Origin of the sequence: Streptomyces sp. SM1, from assembly GCF_002910825.1 — a bacterium.
GTDB classification, from domain to species: Bacteria; Actinomycetota; Actinomycetes; order Streptomycetales; family Streptomycetaceae; genus Streptomyces; species Streptomyces okerensis.
The window spans coordinates 1-1796 of record NZ_NEUB01000499.1 but is presented as its reverse complement, the minus strand read 5'-3'; the positions used below and the strand labels follow the sequence as shown (position 1 = coordinate 1796).

At 70.5% G+C, this 1796-nt stretch carries 2 protein-coding genes; both read left to right on the top strand.

Translation table 11 applies throughout. The features are described 5' to 3' along the window. Window positions 1-633 (top strand): DUF5819 family protein (locus B9S61_RS12220; protein ID WP_258039634.1); only part of this gene is annotated, 633 nt, incomplete at its 5' end. After that, window positions 630-1796: HTTM domain-containing protein (locus B9S61_RS12215; protein ID WP_103542273.1), on the top strand; the 1167-nt coding region annotated here is incomplete at its 3' end. The genes B9S61_RS12220 and B9S61_RS12215, both read left to right, overlap by 4 nt.

Here is a 1796-nt window from a genome sequence, read left to right as displayed (position 1 = left end):
GCCCTCTCCCCGCGCTACCGGATCGGTGCCGTGCTGGCGCTCGCGGGTGTCGCCGCCGGGGTCTGTGTGCACCTCGGCATGACGTTCCTGCACGTCGCGCCCTCGAACACGGTGAGCAAGCAGCACCGCGAGACGATCGACGACTGGATCTACCCGGAGTTCGAGCAGAACTGGAAACTGTTCGCGCCGAACCCCCTGCAGCAGAACGTCGCCGTCCAGGTGCGCGCCGAGATCCGTACGGCGGACGGGGCGTCACGGACCACCGGCTGGTACGACCTGTCCGCGCAGGACGGCCGGGCCATCGACGGCAACCCGCTGCCCAGCCACACCCAGCAGAACGAACTGCGCCGCGCCTGGGACTTCTTCGTCTCCACGCACGACGACGAGCACCGGCCGGTGGGTCTGCGCGGGGCGCTGTCCGAGGCGTATCTGCGGCGGATCATGGTGATGCGCCTCCACCGCTCGGACGCGGCCGGCGAGGACGGTGCCGTCGATCGCGTCCAGGTCCGCTCGCGGACCACCGACGTGCCGCCGCCGGACTGGAGCGGGGAGAAGGTCTCCACCACACCCGTGTACCGCACCCTGCCCTGGTGGTCACTGTCCGAGGACGAGACCCGGGGAGGCATCGGGTGAACCGCTTCCCGGCGGCCCTCTTCCGGGGGATCGCCCGCGTCACCGACTCCGCGCTCGGCCCGCACCAGACCGCCGTGATCCGCATCGGCTTCAGCCTGACCTGGCTGTTGTTCCTGCTGCGTGAGTTCCCCCACCGCCAGGAGCTGTACGGCCCGGACGGACCCTGGGACTTCGGCCTCGCCGAGCAGCTGGTCGCGACGAACGACGCCTTCACCGTGCTGCTCTGGTCCGACAGCCGGATCTGGTTCGAGTCGGTCTACGCGCTGGCCGTGCTGTGGAGTCTCCTGCTGCTGCTGGGCTGGCGCACCCGCACCATGTCGGTGCTGTTCATGGTGGGTGTGCTGGCACTGCAGAACCGCAGCGTGTTCGTGGGCGACGGCGGCGACAACGTCCTGCACCTGATGGCGGTCTACCTGGTGTTCACCCGCTGCGGCCGGGTCTGGTCGCTGGACGCGCGGCGTACGCGCCGTGCGGAAGAGGCATGCGCGCGGGGGGAGCGGCCGCGCGACCGGGTCGGCCCGGCGCTGTGGGGTGTGCTGGGGTTCCTGCTGCTCATGGCCACGACGGCGGGCCGTATGGACGGCGACTGGTTCATACCGGCGCTGCTGTGGGCCGTGTGGTTCGCGCAGGCGCTGTGGTGGCTGACCGGGCGCCGCGCGAGGACCGCGCAGCCGCGGATGCTGCTGGACGTGGTCGCGAACACCGTGCACAACGGCGCACTGCTGGTGATCATGGCGGAGGCGTGTCTGATCTACGCCACGGCCGGCTGGTACAAGGTCCAGGGCTCCCGCTGGCAGGACGGCACCGCCGTGTACTACCCGCTCCACCTGGAGTACTTCTCCCCCTGGCCGGCCCTCGCGGACCTGCTGTCGGCCAGCGGCACCCTGGTGATGCTGGTGACGTACGCGACGGTCGCCGTGCAGGTCGCCTTCCCGTTCACCCTGTTCAACCGGCGGGTCAAGAACGCCCTGCTGACTTTCATGATCCTCGAACACGCGGTGATCGCCGTCGTGCTCGGGCTGCCCTTCTTCTCCCTGGCGATGATCGCGGCCGACGCGGTGTTCCTGCCGACGTCCTTCCTGCGCCGTCTGGGCGACCTGGCGGCCCGTGTGCGGGCGGGGCCGACCAGCGAAAACAGGCCTCGGCGGAGGGCCGAACCGGGG